General features: G+C 59.3%; 24 protein-coding genes. 4 read left to right on the top strand and 20 right to left on the bottom strand.

The genetic code is table 11. From position 1 onward, the window contains the following. The first annotated feature begins 90 nt into the window (after positions 1-90). The 4 genes from BV034_RS21140 to BV034_RS21120 all read left to right on the top strand — a co-directional run bounded on the left by BV034_RS21140 (position 91) and on the right by BV034_RS21120 (position 5,372). Positions 91-660, top strand: a complete 570-nt coding sequence (locus BV034_RS21140) for a hypothetical protein (protein ID WP_265593280.1) — start codon at positions 91-93, stop codon at positions 658-660. After that, complete coding sequence (locus tag BV034_RS21135) at positions 566-2,428, top strand: phage terminase large subunit family protein (RefSeq protein ID WP_265593279.1); 1,863 nt, start codon at positions 566-568, stop codon at positions 2,426-2,428. The genes BV034_RS21140 and BV034_RS21135 overlap by 95 nt, the downstream gene beginning before the upstream one ends. A gap of 45 nt (positions 2,429-2,473) precedes the next feature. Further along, positions 2,474-3,184, top strand: a complete 711-nt coding sequence (locus BV034_RS21130) for an SOS response-associated peptidase (protein ID WP_050028969.1) — start codon at positions 2,474-2,476, stop codon at positions 3,182-3,184. Between the two features lie 433 nt (positions 3,185-3,617). Next, the gene (locus BV034_RS21120) at positions 3,618-5,372 is read left to right on the top strand and encodes a hypothetical protein (RefSeq protein WP_265593278.1); all 1,755 of its coding nucleotides are present in this window, start codon (positions 3,618-3,620) and stop codon (positions 5,370-5,372) included. A 154-nt stretch (positions 5,373-5,526) separates the two neighbouring features. On the opposite strand, the gene BV034_RS21115 is transcribed toward BV034_RS21120, so the two are convergent. From BV034_RS21115 to BV034_RS36300, 20 genes are all read right to left on the bottom strand, one after another. Beyond that, positions 5,527-6,012: a hypothetical protein gene (locus BV034_RS21115; protein WP_050028966.1), complete on the bottom strand. Its 486-nt coding sequence runs from the start codon at positions 6,010-6,012 to the stop codon at positions 5,527-5,529. 29 nt (positions 6,013-6,041) lie between these two features. After that, positions 6,042-6,317, bottom strand: coding sequence for a hypothetical protein (locus tag BV034_RS21110; protein WP_050028965.1), 276 nt, complete (start codon positions 6,315-6,317; stop codon positions 6,042-6,044). 86 nt (positions 6,318-6,403) lie between these two features. Continuing rightward, entirely contained in the window at positions 6,404-7,600 is a 1,197-nt protein-coding gene (locus BV034_RS21105) for a DNA polymerase III subunit beta (RefSeq protein WP_050028964.1), read from the bottom strand. A 351-nt stretch (positions 7,601-7,951) separates the two neighbouring features. Continuing rightward, positions 7,952-8,926 (bottom strand): hypothetical protein, encoded by a 975-nt coding sequence (locus BV034_RS21100; RefSeq protein WP_265593277.1) that lies wholly within the window; start codon positions 8,924-8,926, stop codon positions 7,952-7,954. A 190-nt stretch (positions 8,927-9,116) separates the two neighbouring features. Further along, a complete protein-coding gene (locus BV034_RS21095) occupies positions 9,117-9,380 on the bottom strand; it encodes a hypothetical protein (RefSeq protein WP_050028962.1) in 264 nt (87 codons plus the stop codon). A gap of 12 nt (positions 9,381-9,392) precedes the next feature. Further along, positions 9,393-10,091, bottom strand: coding sequence for a hypothetical protein (locus BV034_RS21090; protein ID WP_050028961.1), 699 nt, complete (start codon positions 10,089-10,091; stop codon positions 9,393-9,395). Further along, on the bottom strand, positions 10,088-10,447 hold the full coding sequence (locus tag BV034_RS21085; RefSeq protein WP_050028960.1) for a hypothetical protein: 360 nt from the start codon (positions 10,445-10,447) through the stop codon (positions 10,088-10,090). The genes BV034_RS21090 and BV034_RS21085 overlap by 4 nt, the downstream gene beginning before the upstream one ends. Beyond that, positions 10,444-10,929 (bottom strand): hypothetical protein, encoded by a 486-nt coding sequence (locus BV034_RS21080; protein WP_050028959.1) that lies wholly within the window; start codon positions 10,927-10,929, stop codon positions 10,444-10,446. The genes BV034_RS21085 and BV034_RS21080 overlap by 4 nt, the downstream gene beginning before the upstream one ends. 21 nt (positions 10,930-10,950) lie before the next feature. Next, positions 10,951-11,562: a hypothetical protein gene (locus tag BV034_RS21075; RefSeq protein ID WP_050028958.1), complete on the bottom strand. Its 612-nt coding sequence runs from the start codon at positions 11,560-11,562 to the stop codon at positions 10,951-10,953. Between the two features lie 23 nt (positions 11,563-11,585). Continuing rightward, positions 11,586-11,906 (bottom strand): hypothetical protein, encoded by a 321-nt coding sequence (locus tag BV034_RS21070; protein ID WP_265593276.1) that lies wholly within the window; start codon positions 11,904-11,906, stop codon positions 11,586-11,588. Further along, the gene (locus BV034_RS21065) at positions 11,903-13,603 is read right to left on the bottom strand and encodes a ParB/RepB/Spo0J family partition protein (protein ID WP_050028956.1); all 1,701 of its coding nucleotides are present in this window, start codon (positions 13,601-13,603) and stop codon (positions 11,903-11,905) included. The genes BV034_RS21070 and BV034_RS21065 overlap by 4 nt, the downstream gene beginning before the upstream one ends. 82 nt (positions 13,604-13,685) lie before the next feature. Then, a complete protein-coding gene (locus tag BV034_RS21060; RefSeq protein WP_050028955.1) occupies positions 13,686-14,561 on the bottom strand; it encodes an N-6 DNA methylase in 876 nt (291 codons plus the stop codon). Between the two features lie 120 nt (positions 14,562-14,681). Next, entirely contained in the window at positions 14,682-15,221 is a 540-nt protein-coding gene (locus BV034_RS21055; protein ID WP_050028954.1) for a hypothetical protein, read from the bottom strand. A gap of 188 nt (positions 15,222-15,409) precedes the next feature. After that, a complete protein-coding gene (locus BV034_RS21050) occupies positions 15,410-15,619 on the bottom strand; it encodes a hypothetical protein (RefSeq protein ID WP_050028953.1) in 210 nt (69 codons plus the stop codon). A 12-nt stretch (positions 15,620-15,631) separates the two neighbouring features. Beyond that, positions 15,632-15,898 (bottom strand): hypothetical protein, encoded by a 267-nt coding sequence (locus BV034_RS21045; RefSeq protein WP_050028952.1) that lies wholly within the window; start codon positions 15,896-15,898, stop codon positions 15,632-15,634. Positions 15,899-15,929: 31 nt separating this feature from the next. Next, a complete protein-coding gene (locus BV034_RS21040; protein ID WP_265593275.1) occupies positions 15,930-16,511 on the bottom strand; it encodes a hypothetical protein in 582 nt (193 codons plus the stop codon). Between the two features lie 127 nt (positions 16,512-16,638). Continuing rightward, entirely contained in the window at positions 16,639-16,920 is a 282-nt protein-coding gene (locus BV034_RS21035) for a hypothetical protein (RefSeq protein WP_050028950.1), read from the bottom strand. Then, complete coding sequence (locus BV034_RS21030; protein ID WP_050028949.1) at positions 16,917-17,258, bottom strand: hypothetical protein; 342 nt, start codon at positions 17,256-17,258, stop codon at positions 16,917-16,919. The genes BV034_RS21035 and BV034_RS21030 overlap by 4 nt, the downstream gene beginning before the upstream one ends. A 106-nt stretch (positions 17,259-17,364) precedes the next feature. Further along, positions 17,365-17,595 carry a hypothetical protein gene (locus tag BV034_RS21025; protein ID WP_050028948.1) on the bottom strand — a complete coding sequence of 77 codons (231 nt, stop codon included), beginning with the start codon at positions 17,593-17,595 and terminating at the stop codon, positions 17,365-17,367. Between the two features lie 109 nt (positions 17,596-17,704). Further along, positions 17,705-17,839: a hypothetical protein gene (locus tag BV034_RS36300; protein ID WP_265593274.1), complete on the bottom strand. Its 135-nt coding sequence runs from the start codon at positions 17,837-17,839 to the stop codon at positions 17,705-17,707. Positions 17,840-18,024: the final 185 nt, after the last annotated feature.

Raw genomic sequence — 18,024 nt, 5'->3', positions numbered from 1 at the left:
AGAAGCAGCCGTTTAGGTGAGGTCGTGGAGGTGGGACAGGTCGCGGGACAAGTCGCAGGTTGACGCGCGGGGGACGGGGTGGATGGAGAATTGCCGATAGGTGACAGTGACACTCCGTCAGCGAGCCCGGGGTACGCGAAAAACCAGGCCGTACTGGCGGAGCTGATTGGTCGTGACCGCAAGACAATCCAGCGGTGGCTGAAGATTGAGGGTAACCCTGGCCATACGGCCGACGGGCGCTATCCCATTGAGGAATGGAAGGAGTGGATCGACAAGAGCGGCCGCCGCCACGGCAAGAAGGAGAAGGAAAACAAGCTCGACATCGAGACCAAGATCGCGGCTGGCAAGCTGGAGATGCAGGACATCGAGCTTGCCAAGATGCGCGGCGAGCTGCTCCACGTGGACGAGGTGGTCTCAGTCATGTCGGCCTTGTTTGGTGGTTTGGTCTCGAACCTGCGGACGTTGCGCCACAACATCGCTCCCCAGGTGGTAGGGGAAACTGTGCCGGAGGCGACCAAGCGCCTGGGCAACGCACACGACGGTTTGCTGCAGGATCTCTCCCTGGGTGATTGGGCTAAAAAAAAATATTCTGGTCGAGAGTCTCCAAGCAGCTCTCCGCCCTCCAGGCAAAGTCTCTCCCTTCGACTGGTGTGCCCGTAACATAGTCCTGCACAACGGAGACCGGTGGGATCCGGACCTGGAGTTCCTCCGGCAGCCGATGGACGACTTTGCCGACGAGGGTGTGCGCAACGTCACGTCGATGTGCTCTGCCCAGAGCTGCAAGACGGTGAAGAACATGGGCCTGCTGGGCTGGACGCTGGACGAAGATGCCGGGCCGGCGCTGTGGGTGACGAAGAGCACGCCCGAGGCCAAAAAGCTGGTGAAGGGCCGCCTCTGGCCCATGTACGACAACACTCCGCGGATTGCGGAGCGGCTGCCCAAGGAGAAGGGCAAGCGCAACCTCCTGGAGATGTACTTTCCGGGATCCTACCTGCATGTGGTGGGTGCGGAGAACGAAGCCTCCCTGCAGTCCACGCCGTACCGGTACCTCTTCCTGGATGAGGTGCGCCAGTGGAAGGATGGCGCCCTGGCGATGGTGCGCAAGCGCACCCGGTCCTTCCCGCACAACTACAAGCACCTCACCATTTCCTGTCCAGACATGGAGGGGGATGCGGTGCACCGCGCCTTCCTGCTGGGCAACCAGAACCACTGGCACGTGAAGTGTCGCAACCCGGAGTGTGATCATGAGTTCCGTCTGGAGTGGGGTGAGAAGGGCAAGCCTGGCGGCCTTAAATGGGAGTCCAATGAAACTACCTGCCCAGATGGCAAGTGGAACCTGGATGAGGTGGTGAAGACGCTGCACTTCGAGTGCGCAGCGTGCGGTCACACGTACCGAAACATCGGGCCGACCCAGTCTGATCGGAAATACTTCTGCCGAACCGGCCGCTGGATCCCAGCGAATCCGAATGCGGCGTCCGATACGAAGTCCTACCACTGGAACGCGTTGCTGCCGCACTTCACCAGCTGGGAGGACCAGGTGAAGGAGTTTTTGGCGGCCGTCACCGCGATGAAGTGGGGGGATTACTCCGACTACAAGGACCATTGGAACGAAACCCGGGGCTTGCCCTGGACAGACCGCCTGCGCCACCAGAAAGAAGAACGCTTCCTGCTGCAGCGGGTGCGCCCCTATGGCAGGCTGGACAAATGGGAGCTCGAGCAACGTCGTGTGATGACGATCGACGTCCAGGCTAAAGACGGACGCCATTACTGGGTGAACATCCGTGCCTGGGGGTACGGAGGGATCTCCCGGAAGCTCTTCTTTGGCAAGGTCCACTCCAAAGCGGCAATCCTGCAGCTTCGGGACGACTGGCATGTGGACGACTACAACATCGCGATCGACACCGCCTTTGCCACGGCGGAGGGCTATCAGATGGTGGTCGATTCAGGGTACAAGTGGAAGGCGATGAAGGGTGACGACGCCATGCACTTCCTCGTGGGGGAGGGAACCGCCCGCCGCAAGCAGATCTGGGATGTCTCGCCGGTGGATCCCGCCCTGGGAACGGCCAATGCCGGCAGAGTGCGGCCGATCCCGCTCTACCGGTTCTCTAAGCCCTCTACCCTGGACCGATTGTACATGATGATGTACGGGGAGCTTGGTGACTGGCAGCTGCATGAGGAGACCTCCGAAGAGTACAAGCTGCAGGTCACGGCCTGGGATCGCCGGTACCGTACCAACGGCAAGGGCGAGGAGATTGGCGAGTGGTACCAAAAGCGGACGGATGACCACGCGACCGACACGGAGCGTATGCAGATCGCCGTGGCCGACATCACCGGCCTGCTGAGCCCACCCAGGGCAGGGGAGCTGCAGCTGACCACCGAGGCCGACCCACCGCCATCAATGGGAAGGGACTATGAGCTGCGATATTAATTGTTCGATCTTTGCCTGGCTAGACTCGCGTGGTACAACCATTCCATGTGTGGACGATTCCGATACCGCGGCATCACGACTGAGGCTGATGAACTCAAGCACGTTCCGGGCTTGGAGATCCGGAAGATGTTCCCGCCCCGCTATAACATCGCGCCGACACAGTTCTCGCCCATCGTGCGAGCTACGAAAGATGGCGGGCACGAGGTCGAAGCGCTGCGCTGGGGACTGCTCCCATTCTGGGCGAAGGACCAGTCTTTTGCGAGCAAGGCCATCAACGCGCGCGCCGAGACGGTTCCTGAAAAGCCGGCCTTTCGGAGTGCGTTCAAAACTCGACGGTGCCTGGTGCTGAGCCACGGTTTCTATGAATGGGAGACCTTGCCTGATAAATCGAAGCAACCGTGGCTTTTCACGCTGCCAGGCGAGAGCCTGATGGTCTTCGCGGGCCTTTGGGAAAGTTGGACTTCCAAAGAAGCTCCGCCTGAAACTCCGCTCACGGAGACCTTTACCATTCTCACCACAAAAGCTACCACGCGAGGAGCCTGGATTCACGACCGATTCCCCGTGGTACTGGCCCCTGAGGACTGGGTTCACTGGATGGACGACAAGATCTCGCCCGAAGAACTGGCATGGCTTGTCGAAAAGGTGCAGACAGGGAGAGCGGCCACTGAAATGAATCAATGGCCTGTTACTCGCAAGATGAGCAACGCTCGGTATGAGGAACCAGATGCGGTGGTGCCACTAAACGATGTTCCCTAGTGAGCTTCAAGATAGAAGATCGTAATCGTCACACTATAGAGAGGGGGGCCGCTCTGCTTTTCGGACACCGACTCAGACTGGGTGATGCTTTTTACATCAATCGTTTCATCATTGTCTCGGAGGAACTCATTGACACGTTGCTCCAAGGTTTCGACGTTGTTTGAGCTGAAAATCTTTACCTTCATTCCAAACGCTGTAATGAATCGCAGTCAGTAGCAAATATATTCTTCGAATTCTGCTGTCTGTGACCCCGAGCCTTTATCGAAAACAGCTTTGGTAGAAGCAGGCGTCAAAGGTTGCGCTAGTTGAAAGTGCGTTCCCACGCTTTCCCGATTCTGGTCTCTGTCCGAAAATTACAGTGAATTGGCTGGACTTTTGGACGACGTGTATGCAAATAAGAGTCTACTGAAAACTAACAATGGAGCTATCCAATATGAAATCTTCCACACTTTTAATTGCTTTAGGTGTACAGTCCTTGATCGCCCTGGGAAACCTCGCATACGCCCAAATAGATGTTGATGGGGGTGCAAATGCCTTAATATCTGATGGTTTTTCGCACGATACCCGTCGGGCAGTCACCGTGCGCGTTTATCCTACAGTCAGTACGCACAATGAGATTCTAAAAGATACAGGCTCGGAGGCCAAAAGCCGATGGTGGAATAGAGATTACCAGTTTTATTTTACTCCACAGTTTTTACCCGTTTTCTCCCCAGCAAGTGTCCAAAGGTTAACTGAAGTAAGTAAAGCGCGGACGGTGGAAGAAGATGATATAACCCTCGATGTATCTTTTGAGCATTCGTACAGTGGTATTGGAAAAGATATATTGATGGGCAAGTATAAAGGCATGGATGAGTCCGCGATCAGCGAATCTGCGGTGTCTCTTCTAAAATTGACGTCCTATAGTATTGAAGTTGACCAGGAAATTCCGTGGCTGAAGGGCGTAAAAGTGATTGGTGGGGTATCGAAAATCGGAGGTGAGAGTCCCGCACAAGTGACGCTTGTGATCCCTGGAAAGTCATGGATCCGATTTCGAAAGGAGCTGGTCGATCATGGGCAAGGGGTGCCATTGACCATTAAATATGGGTACAAAGCAGGTAAGTTGAGTTCGAATATGATAGAGGTGACGGCTTTGGGGTTGGAGAAAGCATATGAGACACGGATGGCCAACACAGGAGGGAAGGAATTCGTGATAGAGAAAGACGTGAGGGAGTTGTTGCTGCAGTCTGTTTCGAATCAGGTTGTCCTTGAGTTTGTGGATCCGGGTATGGAAAATTCCATAGGAGAAGAGTCAAGGGCGCTGATGGCAGCTGCAGCAAAGAGGATGGAATCCGAGATTGGATTTAAGCAGAAGGAGATGCAAACGTTTGCTACCCAGATTTTGGGGGAAGGTGCGACTTTGGAACAAGGTCGCCCCATTACTGTTATGTGGGATATTGCTAAAACTGCTCTTGAGTCACAGACGCATAAGGCAGCTAATGAGACCATCAAATCTGTGCTCAAGAGCTCGAATGTCTCTGCCTCAGCTGCCGGAAGTTTTGCGGCGTCGATGTTCTCACTTGGAGGGTCGGCTGGAGGGGGTAGCAGTTCTTCCAGTGATGATTTCTTCAAGAGCCAAGAACAGCTTGATGAGTTCAAGGCGAAAGTGAGAATTGAGAAGGGGGAGGAGCCCCGTATATTTTTTCGCGGACTCAACATTGCGCGGAAAATTGATCTTTTTCAGGAGGCAAGCAGTAGATCAGTGATGATAAAAGTGAAGGCTGCGTACACGATCAGATCTGAGGACGCTCAGCGACGTCTGACGCTTAAAACTAGTCAGCTGGGTTTGGTGGACTGGGTGATGCCTCCTCAACCGATTCCGGTTAGCCTCACTGCAGAACAACTGAAGAAATTTGATGATTCGGCTATAGCTCTTGGACAAGGACTGAATAACATCTCAGGAAAGGTAGAGGTGAGCGGTGGAAATATTTCCATTTCCAATCCACTACTTCAGGTAAGGAGCAATCCGGGAACATGGGAATACAAAGCTATTGTAGTCTCAGAGCAGATATTCACAGGTGGGGATGCGGATGCAAAATTCGTTCTTTTTTTGAATCAGCAGACGAATGAAATGGGGGCTTCCATGTACTTGTTACTCACTCACAGCGTGTTCGGTGGGCGGCACACCCTGATTTTTGGCAAGCCCAAGTAGTCTGTTCGCCCTGATTACCCTTCACGGTCGGATGCCATTCGTCGGCAGCTGTGAAGGGTTTTTTTGCCGAATTCGTGGCCTGTGAAGATTTGGAGATCCGCGATGTTTCACTGGCGCGGGCGACTTGGACCGTTCCGGTAGTTTCCAATGACTCCTATGGCCTCTTTGGGTTATTTCCTTCAGGGCAGGTGCGGCGTGAAATGTCGATGATGTGCCGGAGATTGTAGACGTCAGGGATTGACTCCTCCGCGAACACCATCTGATGGGGGATGGCGAGCAGCCAGTTATGGGCGTGAATCTTGATGCGGCCGTGCTGGTTGAGCCAGGCGATGCGGGCCGTGTCTTCCGGATCCTGCCCCCAGCCTGGCAGCCACCCCTCCACCGCTGCGGGCAGTTCATCACTCTTGAGGTAGATAATGTCCCGGATGAGGAGCTGCCCCATGGTCCACTGGACATCTGCCTTCACTTTCGCGAGCGCGGCCAGGGCCTCGTCTCGCTCTTTGATGGCCTGATCTCTGAGAGACTCGGCGCGCTCGCGAGCAAGTTCAGCGGCGGCGATGATCCCGGTGGGATCGGGGGCAACGGTTTTGGCTTTGAGGGACCGGACTTCTTCAAGCAGGTCATCGATGGTGTTTGCCATAACGAACGGGGGTTCGTGGTTTAACGGAATCAGGCTTTGTGATCGTGATCTTCGGCCGGCGGGCCGCCCTCGGACAGCCAGCGCTGGTGGAGCTCGATATCTGCAGCGATTACCTCGCGGAAGCTGGGGGCGGTGACGTGGCTGGTCTCACACCCGACGATGCGGATGGACCAGCCTACGGGGTAGTCTTCATGGTCCTCATCCATGTTGTGGATGATCTCGGCGTGGGGGCACTCGGAGATGAGGCGCTGCAGGTGGTCGAGCAGCTCGGTATCCGACGGGAGGGTGATATTTGTACCGGCCATGGGAGAAGATTTTGAAAAAGTGAAGCCACCTCCCCTCGTCTTTGCAGAGGTCGGGGAGGTGGCTTTCGAACACCGTCAACTTTCGCTTAAGTGGCGGGCGGGAAAACGGGCGGGACCGAAGCGCGGTTGGCGAGAAGGCGGGTGGGATCCGGAAGGCCTTCGCCCTCGATGCGCATGGGCATGATGACGGTCAGGGCTGGGCCGCTCTCCAGCATGATGGGGCTGAGCTCATCCAGGAAGCGGAGGACGGGGCTGGTCAAAGACTGGATGGCCTGGGTGAAGTAGGCGCCGCAGAACGCCGACACGACGGCGGGCCCCTGATAGGCGGTGGTGCCGACGGCAATCCAATCCGTAAACGGCCGTTGGGGCGTGGGGCGGTAGCAGATGGCGAGGATGCCATCCCCCATCCGGAAGGCCAAGCGGGCATCCACGCTGCTCACATGGCGGAGCTGCTTGAGCAGAGTGTCCCGCTCCATCGTGAGGTGCGCCTCATGCGGCAGGCTGGACCAGGGGATGACCTGCTGGTACCGCGGGAAGACGCCCTCAATGGTTTTGCACGTGTAGAAGGCGTTGCCGGCGAGGCGGGCGTAGATTGAGCTGGCGTAGGGCACCTGTCCCTCCCCTGCAGGTGGTGTCTTGAACCAGATGGGACCTTCTTCCCCCATGTGATCGGCCAAGAAACTGGCGGCCGCTGTGGGGATGATGACGCTGCAGGGTAGAGCCACCGGGGACCGGCTGCAAAAGAGCCGACGGCCGTCGGTCGCAACGATGCGGTGGTCCTCATGGTCCAGGAACACGCCCATGAGCACGTGGCGGGTCGTGTCCTCGCTGACATGAGACAGGGCCTGGCGGAATGCCTCCAGGAGGGGCGCGCCGACCCAGAGGCCGTGCTCGTGGCCGCTGGTGTCGATGGCTGGGAAGTCGTGGTGGGGCAAACAGGGAGCGCTCTCATGCATGGGAACGCCCTGCGAGGACCACCGCAGCTCCAGCTGGCTGTCTGCCAGGGCCCAGGTGATGGAGGTGTCTTTGTCCGCCTCCCGGGCGACACGGAGCAGGAACTCCACCGGCAGGCTGGCGTGAAAACTGGGATCAGGATCGATCTGCGTGGGCTGCAGGGGAGCGATGAGGGCGGTCTCCAGATCGGTGGCGTAGGCAGTGATGCCGGATCCGTTGGCCTCCAGGCGCAAATGGGTGAGGACGGGCAGGCTGCTTTTGGGCAGCCCCAAGGGGCGCAGGAGGGCGGCGAGGCGCTTCAGTTCGGGCTGGGTGGTGGTGAAATTCATGGGTGGGACGGGGGTGGCTGAAGTGGGGGAAATGCGGGGCTAGCGGAGGTTGAGGCGGTCAGTGCCAAATTCCTCAGGAGATCTCGGCAAGAAAATTTCTCGGAGTCCTTCACAACAATCGACACTGACCTCTACAACCTCCCCGACCTCGAAGAGGCAGCATGAGGACCGTTGATTTTCAACGGTTGGTGCACGGATTAGGTTTTGGGGGAGGTGGTTTGAACACCTATGCAAACCGCGTGGAACGGGCCGTTTTTCCACGTGGAACATCTGGAAGGGGAGGTTTGGGGCGGTTTGGGCCGGGGACTTTCCCGCCGCAGACGGCGGGAAAGTCCCTCTGGACCTCCGGACCTATGCAGCGACCTGTGCAAGTTCGGCGAGGGTGGCCTCGACCTCCTCAGCGAGCTCCCGGAGCTGGGAGACCATCTCGGCCCGATCTTCCGCGGTGACGTGCGGGGAGAATTGCCGGGAGAGCGCCTGGAGCTGCTCGAAGTGCTCCTGCCACTCGGAGGCAGTGATGCCGATGTCCTCGTCTGAGACGTGGTCGTCGGTGTTGTCCACCTCGCTGTGATCGCCCAGCTGGTCGGAGACTTCCGTCAGCCCGGCGGTACCGGGGAAGGGGACGACGTTGGTCACCTCTGCCGGTAGCGCGGGGGCGGGAGCCGGCTCGGGAGTGCCTTCTGGAGCCGCTGGTGGGGCGCTGACGATGACGGGGGCAGGTGGGACGGGGATGGCCGGCGGGGGGGCCTGGGAGGCTTGGAGCTCCCGCGCGGCATCATTCATGGCCTGGGCATCCTTGGCCCGCTGCTCTGCTACGGCAAGGGCGGCGGCGTGCATCTCGCGGGTGGCGCCGTGGGCAAAGTAGGACTCGAGCTCCTGATCCCACTCGGGGAGCTTCAGAATGGCCTCAAACGTCTCCGGAGCCGGGCGGTGCTGCACCACCCGGGCGGAGCCGCGGTAAGTGGAGCCGTAGGCAAGCAGCACACACTGATCGAGCGTGAGGGCATCGTAGATCTCCTCCGTGAAGAGGACGGGCTTGACCTTCTTGCCGGTGCCGCCGGGGTGGATCTTGCGCTTGCCGTCAGCCAGGCTGAGGGCCAGCTGGGCGTACCGGGCATTGCCGAGGCTGGAGGGTTTGATGCCCGCCTCTTTGAGGAGTTTTTCGCCCTCGTCCCCCAGGGTGTGGAGTACCTTGCCCTGAACCAGGAAGCGGCCGCGGACTTCTTCATCGCACTGGACGTAGAGGGCAATGCGATGGTCTGGGGAGTAGCGGTTGATCGTCTCCAGGGAGGGGATGCTGAACGGGGTGGATGGCGGAAGAGACATGATGGTGGGTGGGTTGTGGGGTGCTTTTGCTTTGCGCATGAGAACGTGGGTCGATGGGGGTGGAAAACAGGAAGCCCGCGTGGCTGCAGGGCGCACGCGGGCTTCGGAACCGTTGGTGATGGATGGGTGGGTTATTTCATAGTGGGTACCTCCTTTGGTTCTTGGTGAGCAGGTCTATCGCCGCCTGTCATCAGCCAGGTGATGGCAAAAGTAAGGGTTCTTGGGAGGCGGGGAGAAAGCTGCGGGTCTCGGGCTCAACCAGCGCTTTCTGAGCGATCTTGGCATCCAGAAGCGTAAGGCCGGGCTTCAGCTTCTTGACGTTCTTCTCAGCGTTCTGCGAAGCCTCCTCCGAAGTGGCTCCGAAACAATGCCCGCTGAGAGTAATGGGCTTGCCGTCGGGAAGTACTCCTTTGAGTGTGAATTGCCAGAGGTAGCAAATGGATGTAGGGCTCATGGATTGGCAGAGTTAGACTGCAGCTTGCGGTGCCCAGGCGGGGTGTTGGTTGGCAAGTCTCCAGAATCCGGGCTCGTCCCCGCGCATGAGTAGCAGGTGACTGATGACGTCATCTGTCGGCACCAAGGAACCGCCGAATGAATCTTTGTAGTACCCGATGGAGTGAAGGCAAAGGGCGCACAACACCGTCTGGTCACCATCCCTTTCGCGAATGGCGAGTGTAGGTCGCAGCTTGCGAAATAGATAGCTTACTCCTGACCGGGGACTCGTCTCTACGAAACTACCGGTGAGGACGTAGAGGTTGAAGGCGTGAGGAGTCAACAACGACGCCAGCTTTTCCAGCGCGCGGTATTCAGCCTCCAGAGTCCACGCGACCGTGAGACCCATGGTGTTGATGGCGAACTGCAGCGAGGTCGGAGCAGGGATGATTAGGGCGGTTCTGCGGTCCTCTTTGTCCCGGAGGACGATGATGCATTTGCCGCCCCGGCGGCTGGTCCATGCATTGACCGGCCAGTATGACGGTTCACTTTGTGTGGTGTCTGGGGGTACATCCTCATCGCTGTTGTTGAAGACTTCGGCAAAGCGGTACTTGGGGTGAATGACCAGTCGGGTTCCTTGAAGAGGGAAAGGAATGCCGGCGTACTCGCCTGCCGCGCTGGCCACCACCTTCAAGTAGGCGTGGGCCTCTGCGTTGGTGGGGGATTCATTCATCCTCCCGCGCTCCTTCCCATGGCTGTGGCCCGCACCTGGTCCATCGGAACGGCACCACGCTTGGTCCCGGGTGGGCGCCCACGGCGGCGCTTGGGTGGCTCGGCTGCTGGCGTGGCTGCAGGATGCATGCTGCAGTCTCCTATGATGTAGCGCCCCTGAGTCGCGTCGAACGCTTCTACCTTGACGATCTTTCCGTCAGCTCCCTCGAGGAACAAGAGATAGCCTCTTTGGAGCATGTCGGTGATGGCATTCCGTGCCACCTCCACCTCCTCGCATTTGGCGGGGTCGAAGTTGATTTCGGCGTGGCCATGGCCTGTGTTCAGGACGTCAAGACCGGGCTTAAAGGGGGTCGTCATACGATCTTGATCTGGGCGGTGTAGATCTCGAGTTTGGTGGGATCACTGTGGGTGCGATACTCACAGTAGAGCCACAAAGCCTCGGTTTCGGGCTGGAACTGGCCGAAAGCATTGAGGTTCCGCTTCCACGGTCGGCCTCCCTCCGCTATGGGGCGGCGATAGCTGTCAGGTATTGAGGTGGAGTACTCTGGGAGATCTTTGAAAACCTTGGCAGTCATTTCCTTGACCTCCAAGCCGCTGACCCAATCGGGCCAGCCAGTGTAGTCGATCTTGGCAAACCCGAGGGCCTCGACGGGATCTGGGTAAGACTTCAGCGGCCTGATCGGTCGGGCGCCCAGCAGTGCCCGGTGCTGATCAGCCGCACAAGCTGAGGCAGCGAGGAAGGCTCGCGTAAGCTGCAGTTCGAAGGGTTCATTGCGGAACTGCGCCGGGCACCAGGCAGCAACGCGGGCTTTGAATTCTGAGGAATGAAAAGTGGGCATCTTAGTGGCAGTGGGATAGGGTTACCAACCGCTGAGCGAATCCGCATCGCTGGTGCGGGCCGGAGATTCCGAAGGGATGTCAGGTATCCAGACCATGGCGTAGGGGTGGCCGGCGACGGGCTTGAAACCGTGGCCCACTTCGTACCAGCGCATGAGCACCTCACGGCTCATGGGGAGTACTCCGAAAGGATTGACCTCGATGTAGAGGGGGAGTTTCTCTGGCAGGCAGTACTCCTTGGCCGCGTCCACCAGGATCGTGGAGAGGCCTTGCCCACGAACGAAATGGGGAACATAGAGACCGCACAGCTGGACCCACCCGGGCTCGATCCGGATGTGGCAGCGTGGTTCATCGCCGTAGGCATCCGGCTGGCACCGGCCCAACGTGAGTTCGAGGTAGTTATCTCCAACCTCTGGCAGGAGGGAGGTGGTCACCACTGGCGGCCACTTGAGCGTGGGCCTTTGGGGATCATGGACCAACGCGCTGAGGACCGCTTCTGCATCTTGGCAGGCTTCTTCGCGGAGCCGTGAAGGGAGTAAATCCAAGATGTTAGGAACATGCGCGGCGCCGAGGCGCTTGCTACGGGCATTGGCGATGGCAGCGGCTGCTATATTGATGAGGCGGGGATCATTCATAGGAAATTACAGTTGGGTGATGGTTATTCGACTTGTCCGTAACGGATCAGCTCCAGCCAGGCACGGAATCGCCAGGCGGGCATTGGTTCCTGGCCGGTCAGTGGCCGAGGGTGTTCGCACCACGACTTGACGAAGGTGATTTCTTCCGCTCTTTGCTCTTTCGGCAGGGTGGCGAGGTAGCTCTTCGCGTGAACGAAACGGTTGTGGTCTTTGCTGCCGTCCCACACATAGATCTCGCCATCTGCGATGGCGGTGGAGTGAGAGGCCATCGAGATCAGGCCGTCGGCAGGGCCTCCCACGAGCTTGACCTGCCTGACCTGAAGCTGCTGAACGGAGGGGTTCATGCGGCCGCGCCCTTTCCTTTCTTTGTGGCCACTTTCTTGGCAGCTTTTTTGGCGACCTTCTTCGTGGCTTTTTTGGCGGGGACCTTTGCGGCCGCCGCTTTGACTGCTGCAGGCTTCTGTGCGGTACCGTTGCCGGAGAGGGGCTGCAGTGTGTGGGTATCGGTGGGCCCCCAGCTCTTGGGCGGTGGCACGGCGAGGTCGGCCAGGCGTTTCTCCTCGGTGATGGGGAAGCTCAGGAGAGTCGAGATGCGTTCCATGTCTGGAACTACGTCGAGGATCTCGGTGGCGAGACGGAAGCCACGGATCTGATCGAGCAGCACCACCTTCAGACCGGACCAGAGGGCCTCGTGGCGGTTGGTGGTGGTCTTCTCGCTGCCACCTCCGGGAGCATAGAGAAGGTAGTTTCCGCCATCCAGCATCTTCCACCACCGCTGATTGCGCCGCTCCCAGAAATTCCGCCGCCAGGGGAGGCCATAGACTCCCACCAGCTGGTCGATGTCTCCGGTGCAGTCGGTGTGAGTGGCCTTCTCCAGTCTGGTGACGAGTTTCTCGTGGACGATCTTCCAGCGCTTGGACTGCAGGACCTTGACTTTGGCCTCCGCCTTTTCCTTGGGGCTGGCGAGTTTTTTGCCAGATGAGCCGCCTGCAGATTTGGGTTTGAGATAAACGACTGCCAGCCCTCCGTCCTCTTTGACTTGAATGGCCTTCTTTCCAGTGGCGAGTTCTTTTTGGCTGGCCTTGGAAGAAAAGATCTCGCTGTCGTAGACCCGGCTTGCCTTGACGCCTCCCACCTCGACCGAATTGTAATCGGTGGTGATGAGCGGCAGGCCCTCGCCGCCATCGAGCTCCTTCAGCCGTTTGGCATTGTACTTCTCCCGACGGGCAAAGAAGCAGGCCTGATTGGTGCAGTTCCCGCACTTCGATTTCTTGCCACCATCTTCAAACCCGAATAGCTCACTTTGAGCCGAAGAATCGTGCACGCATTTTGGACCGCAGCCTTTGACAAAGGTATCCGGATCATCGAGCCACGGAACATCCAGACTGCAGAGCACGCTCTTTTTGAGATGGGCGACCAGCTCTTTGAAGTTGTTGCAGTGGATGGTGTGCCAGCTTTTCACCAGCTTGGCTTGGGTGTCGGGAGCTAGGGCCGCGAGCTGCTCGATCATCTCCACGGTGAAATGGGAGTATTGGCCCATTTCCCACTCTTTCATCAGAAGTGGATGCAGCTTCAGCAGCTGCATACGGCGCCGGGCCCAGTGCTCGGGCTTGCCCAGGCGGGCGGAGATCAAGGCGGGAGTGGAGAGACCCTCGTCAAACAGGCGCTTCACCACGATGGCCTCCGCCTTGGGAGTGGGATTCTCCCGCTGGAAATTCTCCACCAGGATCAAGGTGTTGAACTGTTCGTCCGTCAGATCCCGAATGATGACCTTGTAGTGGGGCAGCCCTGCCGCCCCTGCAGCGACCCGACGGCGGCTGCCGGCAGCGAGCTCAATGTGGCCTGGTTTGCCCTTCAAGGGGCGACCGATGCCTGGGGTGGTCTGACCCAGTTCCTTGAGGCTTTTGACGAGGCCAGCTGTGGTGACCTCATCCACCGTAGGCTGGCGGGTGTTCAACTCACTGACGTGGACCTTGTCCAGGGGGTACTCGTGGATGACCTCCTGGGCGGTGGCGGTAGGCGGGATGTTGCGGCTGCTCATGGCATGTTTTGGGTGTGGGTGGTTTCGCTTAAGTGGGGGCTGTGACTGGGGAAAAACTGTCAATTAAGTGAGCCGTGGGAGTTCAAGGAAAGAGGCTGAACTCCGCCTGTCCGACGGGCGCAGGCTTGGTAGGTTTGGGGGTGGAAGCAACGGGACGCGGCACTGGCCTGCGGGCCGGTACCGCCAGTGGCTGAGCAGTGGAGAGCGTGAGGGTATTGGCCGCGATGCGGGCGGCTTCCTCTGCGGTCTCCCGCTCCTTTTGGGCTGCCTCTTGCTCTGCCAGTTCCTTGGCTGTGTAGCGGTAGGGGTGCAGAACGGCCACCAGGGTGGGCTCGGCACGATGCTGGGTGGCGCGCAAGGTGTCTCCATGGCGGACCACGGCGGGGACACCGCACAAGGTGAGCTGGATGTAGCAAGCCTTGAACATCCGGTGATCGATATCCGTGCAGTCCAGCCAGTAGTGCCAGGGGGCGAATCCGTTTTCCTTGAGCACCTCCGTTGCTGCGATGGCCATGGCTCCTGCACCGCACGCAGGCTCTGCAATTCGCAGGCGGTGCTCTGGATCCGGCCGACATTCGCCCAGCGTCATCTGGCACATCAAGTCGCAGACGGTCTTGGGCGTGAAGAACTGGCCGTTCCATTGGTTGAGGAGCTCCAGCTCCCCGGCGGCGCTGCCGATGAAGTCGTACCGATCCATCTCGAGGGCGTTGACCACGATGGCCAGGGCCTCCGACATCTTGGACGGGTTCTTGTACTGCCCAATGAGTTCGAGGTATCCCTGCTCCTTTGCGTCGTCCAGGGAGCCCGTGCGGACCTTGTGGGCGGCCTGGGAGAGGGAGAGGTAGGCGAGATTGAGCCAGTCTGAGAAAGACTCCCAGAGGGAGCGGCTGGAATCAGCCTCACGCAGGCACTTGGCGAACTCGTGGTGCGGTTTGCGGGAGAACCATGTGGATTTCATGGGGGCTAGAAATGATGCGGCCCACCGCCTGCTCGCGACAGACGGTGGGCCTGGTGTAGAACCTGCAGGATCCCAGCCAGGGCCTGCAGTGTGCCGCCTGGGCGACGGCAAAGGGTGAAGTCAGAAGCGGAAGTTCCGGGTAAGCCTCATCAAAGGCAGAACGGAGTAGAAGAAGAGCGCACCACCCAGGGCGCCTGCCCAGGCCTCAGCCGGGGATGCCATCAGGGGCACATGAAACAACACCAGGAGCAGCAGGCCGTCTGTGTGGTAGATCAGAGCGGTGGGCAGGCCAGGATTGCCAACGCGGCCGCGAACGGTGGGCAGGCCATGGGAGAATAGGGCATCTCCCAGGCGGGCACCGATCAGCAAGCCCAACCAGAAGGGGGCGGGCTGGATGGTGCTGTAGCGGAAGGCCATCCAAGAGGCGGTGAGCTGCAGGGCGAGCGCGGGGAGGACGATGAGGAGAAAGCCCTTTAGCCTGCCGAGCTCCGCCACCCACTGGTTGTCCGTGATGCGGCCGAAGTAATCCCACAGTCGTCCGTGGTACTCCTCCCGGGCATGCAGGATGGCGATGCCAGCACACCAAAGGATGGCGAGGGCGCTGGTGAAGGGGAGGGCGGTCACCAGAAAGACCGCCAGGAGGGTGATGATCAGTTTCATGCCCCTCTCGGGCTGTCACTTTTTGGGACGTGACTTGTGGGCCCCTGTGCCCTTCCGGTTTTTCTTGCGTTTCCGGGGGCAGTTGAGGCTGGAGGGGGAGCGTTTCCTCGAAATCAGAGCCAATTCGATTTCAGGTGTAGTGTTGATCGCTGGAGGAGTGAAGAAGAGGTGTGCCATGGCATTGTGATCTAGTTCTTGCCTATCTGGACGAACTCTTGCCAGTCCTGCCGGCCTTTGGTGATGCCGCGGTTGTAGGCCTCACGGATGGCTGCGTCCTGAATCTCCTCGCGCTCGATGCGTTCGCGGTCTGCCCGCAGCCAGGCGAGGACATACCCGCTGGCGAGGAAGCCCAGCAGTGGCAGGGCAAAGTGGATGATGAAGTCGAGTAGGGTGTTCATGTGTGGGAGGGGTCAATCCTCATCGTCATCCTCCGGATCGCTGTCGCCATCGAGCACGCCGGAGTCCCGCTGATGTTGCCGGTACGCCTTGCGGTGGGCTCCGGAGTACTCGCCGAGAGTCACGCCTGCCAATGTGGCGACGGTCTCGACCAGCTCCTGGACGGTGGCCAGGGCGTCTTCGTCGGGGTCAACTATTTCTGAGGTGAGTTCTTCAACAGAGTTCCAGAGTTTCTGGAGCTCGCGGCGGAGCTCCATGGAGGGTGCTTTGGGTGAGGCCATGGCCCTCGCAAAGTGTCAAGCTGGGGCGGGGTTATGCGTACCAGGAGCAGCTCTCCGGTTTGCCAGCCCACTTGTAACCGGCACCGTGCTCAAAGGTCACCCATCCCTCTGCATCGGCCCGATGGCGGCCATTTTGCTTGGCAAAGTAGCCCTCGGTAATTTCCTCGTCAGGTATCGGGATGGTGGTGCCTTGCATGGCCAATGCGCCGCTTGGCGTAGTCTGTTTGTCCACCCTGACCAGGTATACGAAGTTCGCGGTGATCTTGGTGACCTTGTAGAAGTCGATGTTGGTCTGATCGTAGCCCCACGAGTTGACCACAATATCTCCGACCTTGTAGCTGTGGGGCATTGATGCCCGGGCCTTGCGAGATTTGATGATGTCTTGGCGGCTGCTGATGCCTTCGAAGAACTCACGGATCTTTGCCTCCCGATTGGATTCAGAGGTGAACCGGAAATGCCAGGCACGTTTGGCGGACCTGCCGCGGTAGGCGATCGCGGCAGGCGCACCTTTGTTGAGGCTCGTGTAAGTATAGACGATGCCAAGGGACTCGCCCATCGGGTGCGGGACTGGGGTGGAGCCTTCGGGAATGAAGCGAGAGGGAGAGAGGGTCATGGAGTGCGCAAGGGAAGGGGCTGTGGCCGGTACTACGCGTATCAGCGCCTGGGCATGGCTCCGCCCGGGGGGGGGCAGTGAAGGGAGATGCGGAAGACGATCCGGGCGTCATGGCCCGGGAGGACGTTCAGTCGTCGGTGGTCTGACGAAGGGGCGGCAGTTGTTCCATGTAGAAATAGTACTTTTTCCCGTGCAGGCGGATGGCTGAAAGGGGAACGAGCTCACCGCATCCGATGCGGGCGATCGTATAGGTGTCCCGCAGTCTGCGATACCGTTTGTGGCACATGAGTTTTTTGATGGTCAGACCTACAGGGGCCGGCCGTTGCAGCTTGGTGACGGCAGTGGGTGGGGTCAGAAGCTCGATCACGCGCGCCCGGCTCCGACGGGTGAGGATGGTAAGCCGAGTCATGACGGTTGGGGCTCGGCTTGAGAAGTGGACAGCCAGCGTCGGGCACCGGAGCCATCCCACTTGGCAGGGGCATGTGTTTCGACATGGAACGCGTAGTCCACGGCCAGGTCGATGTTGTCATTGAACACGCAATGGACTTCGTGGTAGGTGCCGAACTCGTGGGTTTCCCCTTTGATGATGAGTCGTGCCCCCTCTGGTTCCTCACCGCAGTGCTCGCGGATCAAGTCTCGGAAACGTTTGCATTCTGCGATCGCAGCAGCTCGGTCATAGTCGGGCGCTCCGACCTGCTGACAGTCTTCATCGCAAGGGGTGGATCCAATGACGGTGTAGTCGTTCATGGCGAGGGATGTTGGTGGTTGTGTTGGGTGGAGGGTCCTACATGTAGGAGGGTGTGAACCCAGCTCCGCCTTCGGGGTTGGCGGTGCAGCCAGGTTGAGTGATGGATCAGGCGGCCTTGTAGGCGGCGGAGATGCCGGCGACCTGGATGGTCAGGCGGATTCGCGAGCCATTGGCGAACGCGAACGTGTGCGGCGCCACGCGGCGCGGTTTCTCAATATCGGAGGCGCGGCGCTGACGGAGGATGTTGCTCAGTCGGCCGCGCAATTCCGTATCGGAGCCTTCAGCGAGCACTTTCGGGTGGCTCGTGCTGGTGGTGGAAAGCAGGATCTGGTACATGGGGGTGGTGGTGTTTTTGATGCTGGTTCTAGGAAGTTTAGTGCCTACGTGTATCAGGGGTTGGGCATAGCTCCGCCATGGATGACGGGCGGGTTGGTTCAAAGGCCGGCTACTGAGCCGACTGCTTCAAGGCGAGGTGGAGGATATCTGCCTCCACCAGGGCGAGGTGCTGCTCAACGGCCGCTGCAAGACGTCCGCCCGGGCGTGCGTGCTGCAGGGCTTTCTGGGCGGCAGAACGATTCAACCGGAGTGCCGTTGTGGTTGCCGGTGGAGAAGCGGTGGGTCGAATAGTAGACCGAGCAGCCGCCGAGACCAAAGGTCACCAAGCGGGGCGGCAGGGTCTCACGATCGACTCTGATGGGAAGATCTTCAATAGTGGTCATGGCTGGGCATCAGGTTGGGGATTGGGATGGGGCCGCAGTTCGTAGG

The sequence above is a fragment of the Verrucomicrobium sp. BvORR034 genome (assembly GCF_000739635.1).
In the GTDB taxonomy this organism is placed as follows: domain Bacteria; phylum Verrucomicrobiota; class Verrucomicrobiia; order Verrucomicrobiales; family Verrucomicrobiaceae; genus Verrucomicrobium.
Note: the sequence above shows the minus strand (reverse complement) of the source record. Positions and strands in the feature narration are given on the sequence as shown.

Coding starts and splice junctions, on each gene's coding strand:
- BV034_RS21105 (WP_050028964.1), bottom strand. CDS start 7,600: ATGAATTTCACCACCACCCAGCCCGAACTGAAGCGCCTCGCCGCCCTC.
- BV034_RS21030 (WP_050028949.1), bottom strand. CDS start 17,258: ATGAACGACTACACCGTCATTGGATCCACCCCTTGCGATGAAGACTGT.
- BV034_RS21035 (WP_050028950.1), bottom strand. CDS start 16,920: ATGACTCGGCTTACCATCCTCACCCGTCGGAGCCGGGCGCGCGTGATC.
- BV034_RS21060 (WP_050028955.1), bottom strand. CDS start 14,561: ATGAAATCCACATGGTTCTCCCGCAAACCGCACCACGAGTTCGCCAAG.
- BV034_RS21095 (WP_050028962.1), bottom strand. CDS start 9,380: ATGAGCCCTACATCCATTTGCTACCTCTGGCAATTCACACTCAAAGGA.
- BV034_RS21130 (WP_050028969.1), top strand. CDS start 2,474: ATGTGTGGACGATTCCGATACCGCGGCATCACGACTGAGGCTGATGAA.
- BV034_RS21090 (WP_050028961.1), bottom strand. CDS start 10,091: ATGAATGAATCCCCCACCAACGCAGAGGCCCACGCCTACTTGAAGGTG.
- BV034_RS21115 (WP_050028966.1), bottom strand. CDS start 6,012: ATGGCAAACACCATCGATGACCTGCTTGAAGAAGTCCGGTCCCTCAAA.
- BV034_RS21025 (WP_050028948.1), bottom strand. CDS start 17,595: ATGTACCAGATCCTGCTTTCCACCACCAGCACGAGCCACCCGAAAGTG.
- BV034_RS21040 (WP_265593275.1), bottom strand. CDS start 16,511: ATGACCCTCTCTCCCTCTCGCTTCATTCCCGAAGGCTCCACCCCAGTC.
- BV034_RS21050 (WP_050028953.1), bottom strand. CDS start 15,619: ATGAACACCCTACTCGACTTCATCATCCACTTTGCCCTGCCACTGCTG.
- BV034_RS21045 (WP_050028952.1), bottom strand. CDS start 15,898: ATGGCCTCACCCAAAGCACCCTCCATGGAGCTCCGCCGCGAGCTCCAG.
- BV034_RS21055 (WP_050028954.1), bottom strand. CDS start 15,221: ATGAAACTGATCATCACCCTCCTGGCGGTCTTTCTGGTGACCGCCCTC.
- BV034_RS21085 (WP_050028960.1), bottom strand. CDS start 10,447: ATGACGACCCCCTTTAAGCCCGGTCTTGACGTCCTGAACACAGGCCAT.
- BV034_RS21100 (WP_265593277.1), bottom strand. CDS start 8,926: ATGTCTCTTCCGCCATCCACCCCGTTCAGCATCCCCTCCCTGGAGACG.
- BV034_RS21120 (WP_265593278.1), top strand. CDS start 3,618: ATGAAATCTTCCACACTTTTAATTGCTTTAGGTGTACAGTCCTTGATC.
- BV034_RS21070 (WP_265593276.1), bottom strand. CDS start 11,906: ATGAACCCCTCCGTTCAGCAGCTTCAGGTCAGGCAGGTCAAGCTCGTG.
- BV034_RS21110 (WP_050028965.1), bottom strand. CDS start 6,317: ATGGCCGGTACAAATATCACCCTCCCGTCGGATACCGAGCTGCTCGAC.
- BV034_RS21080 (WP_050028959.1), bottom strand. CDS start 10,929: ATGCCCACTTTTCATTCCTCAGAATTCAAAGCCCGCGTTGCTGCCTGG.
- BV034_RS21075 (WP_050028958.1), bottom strand. CDS start 11,562: ATGAATGATCCCCGCCTCATCAATATAGCAGCCGCTGCCATCGCCAAT.
- BV034_RS21065 (WP_050028956.1), bottom strand. CDS start 13,603: ATGAGCAGCCGCAACATCCCGCCTACCGCCACCGCCCAGGAGGTCATC.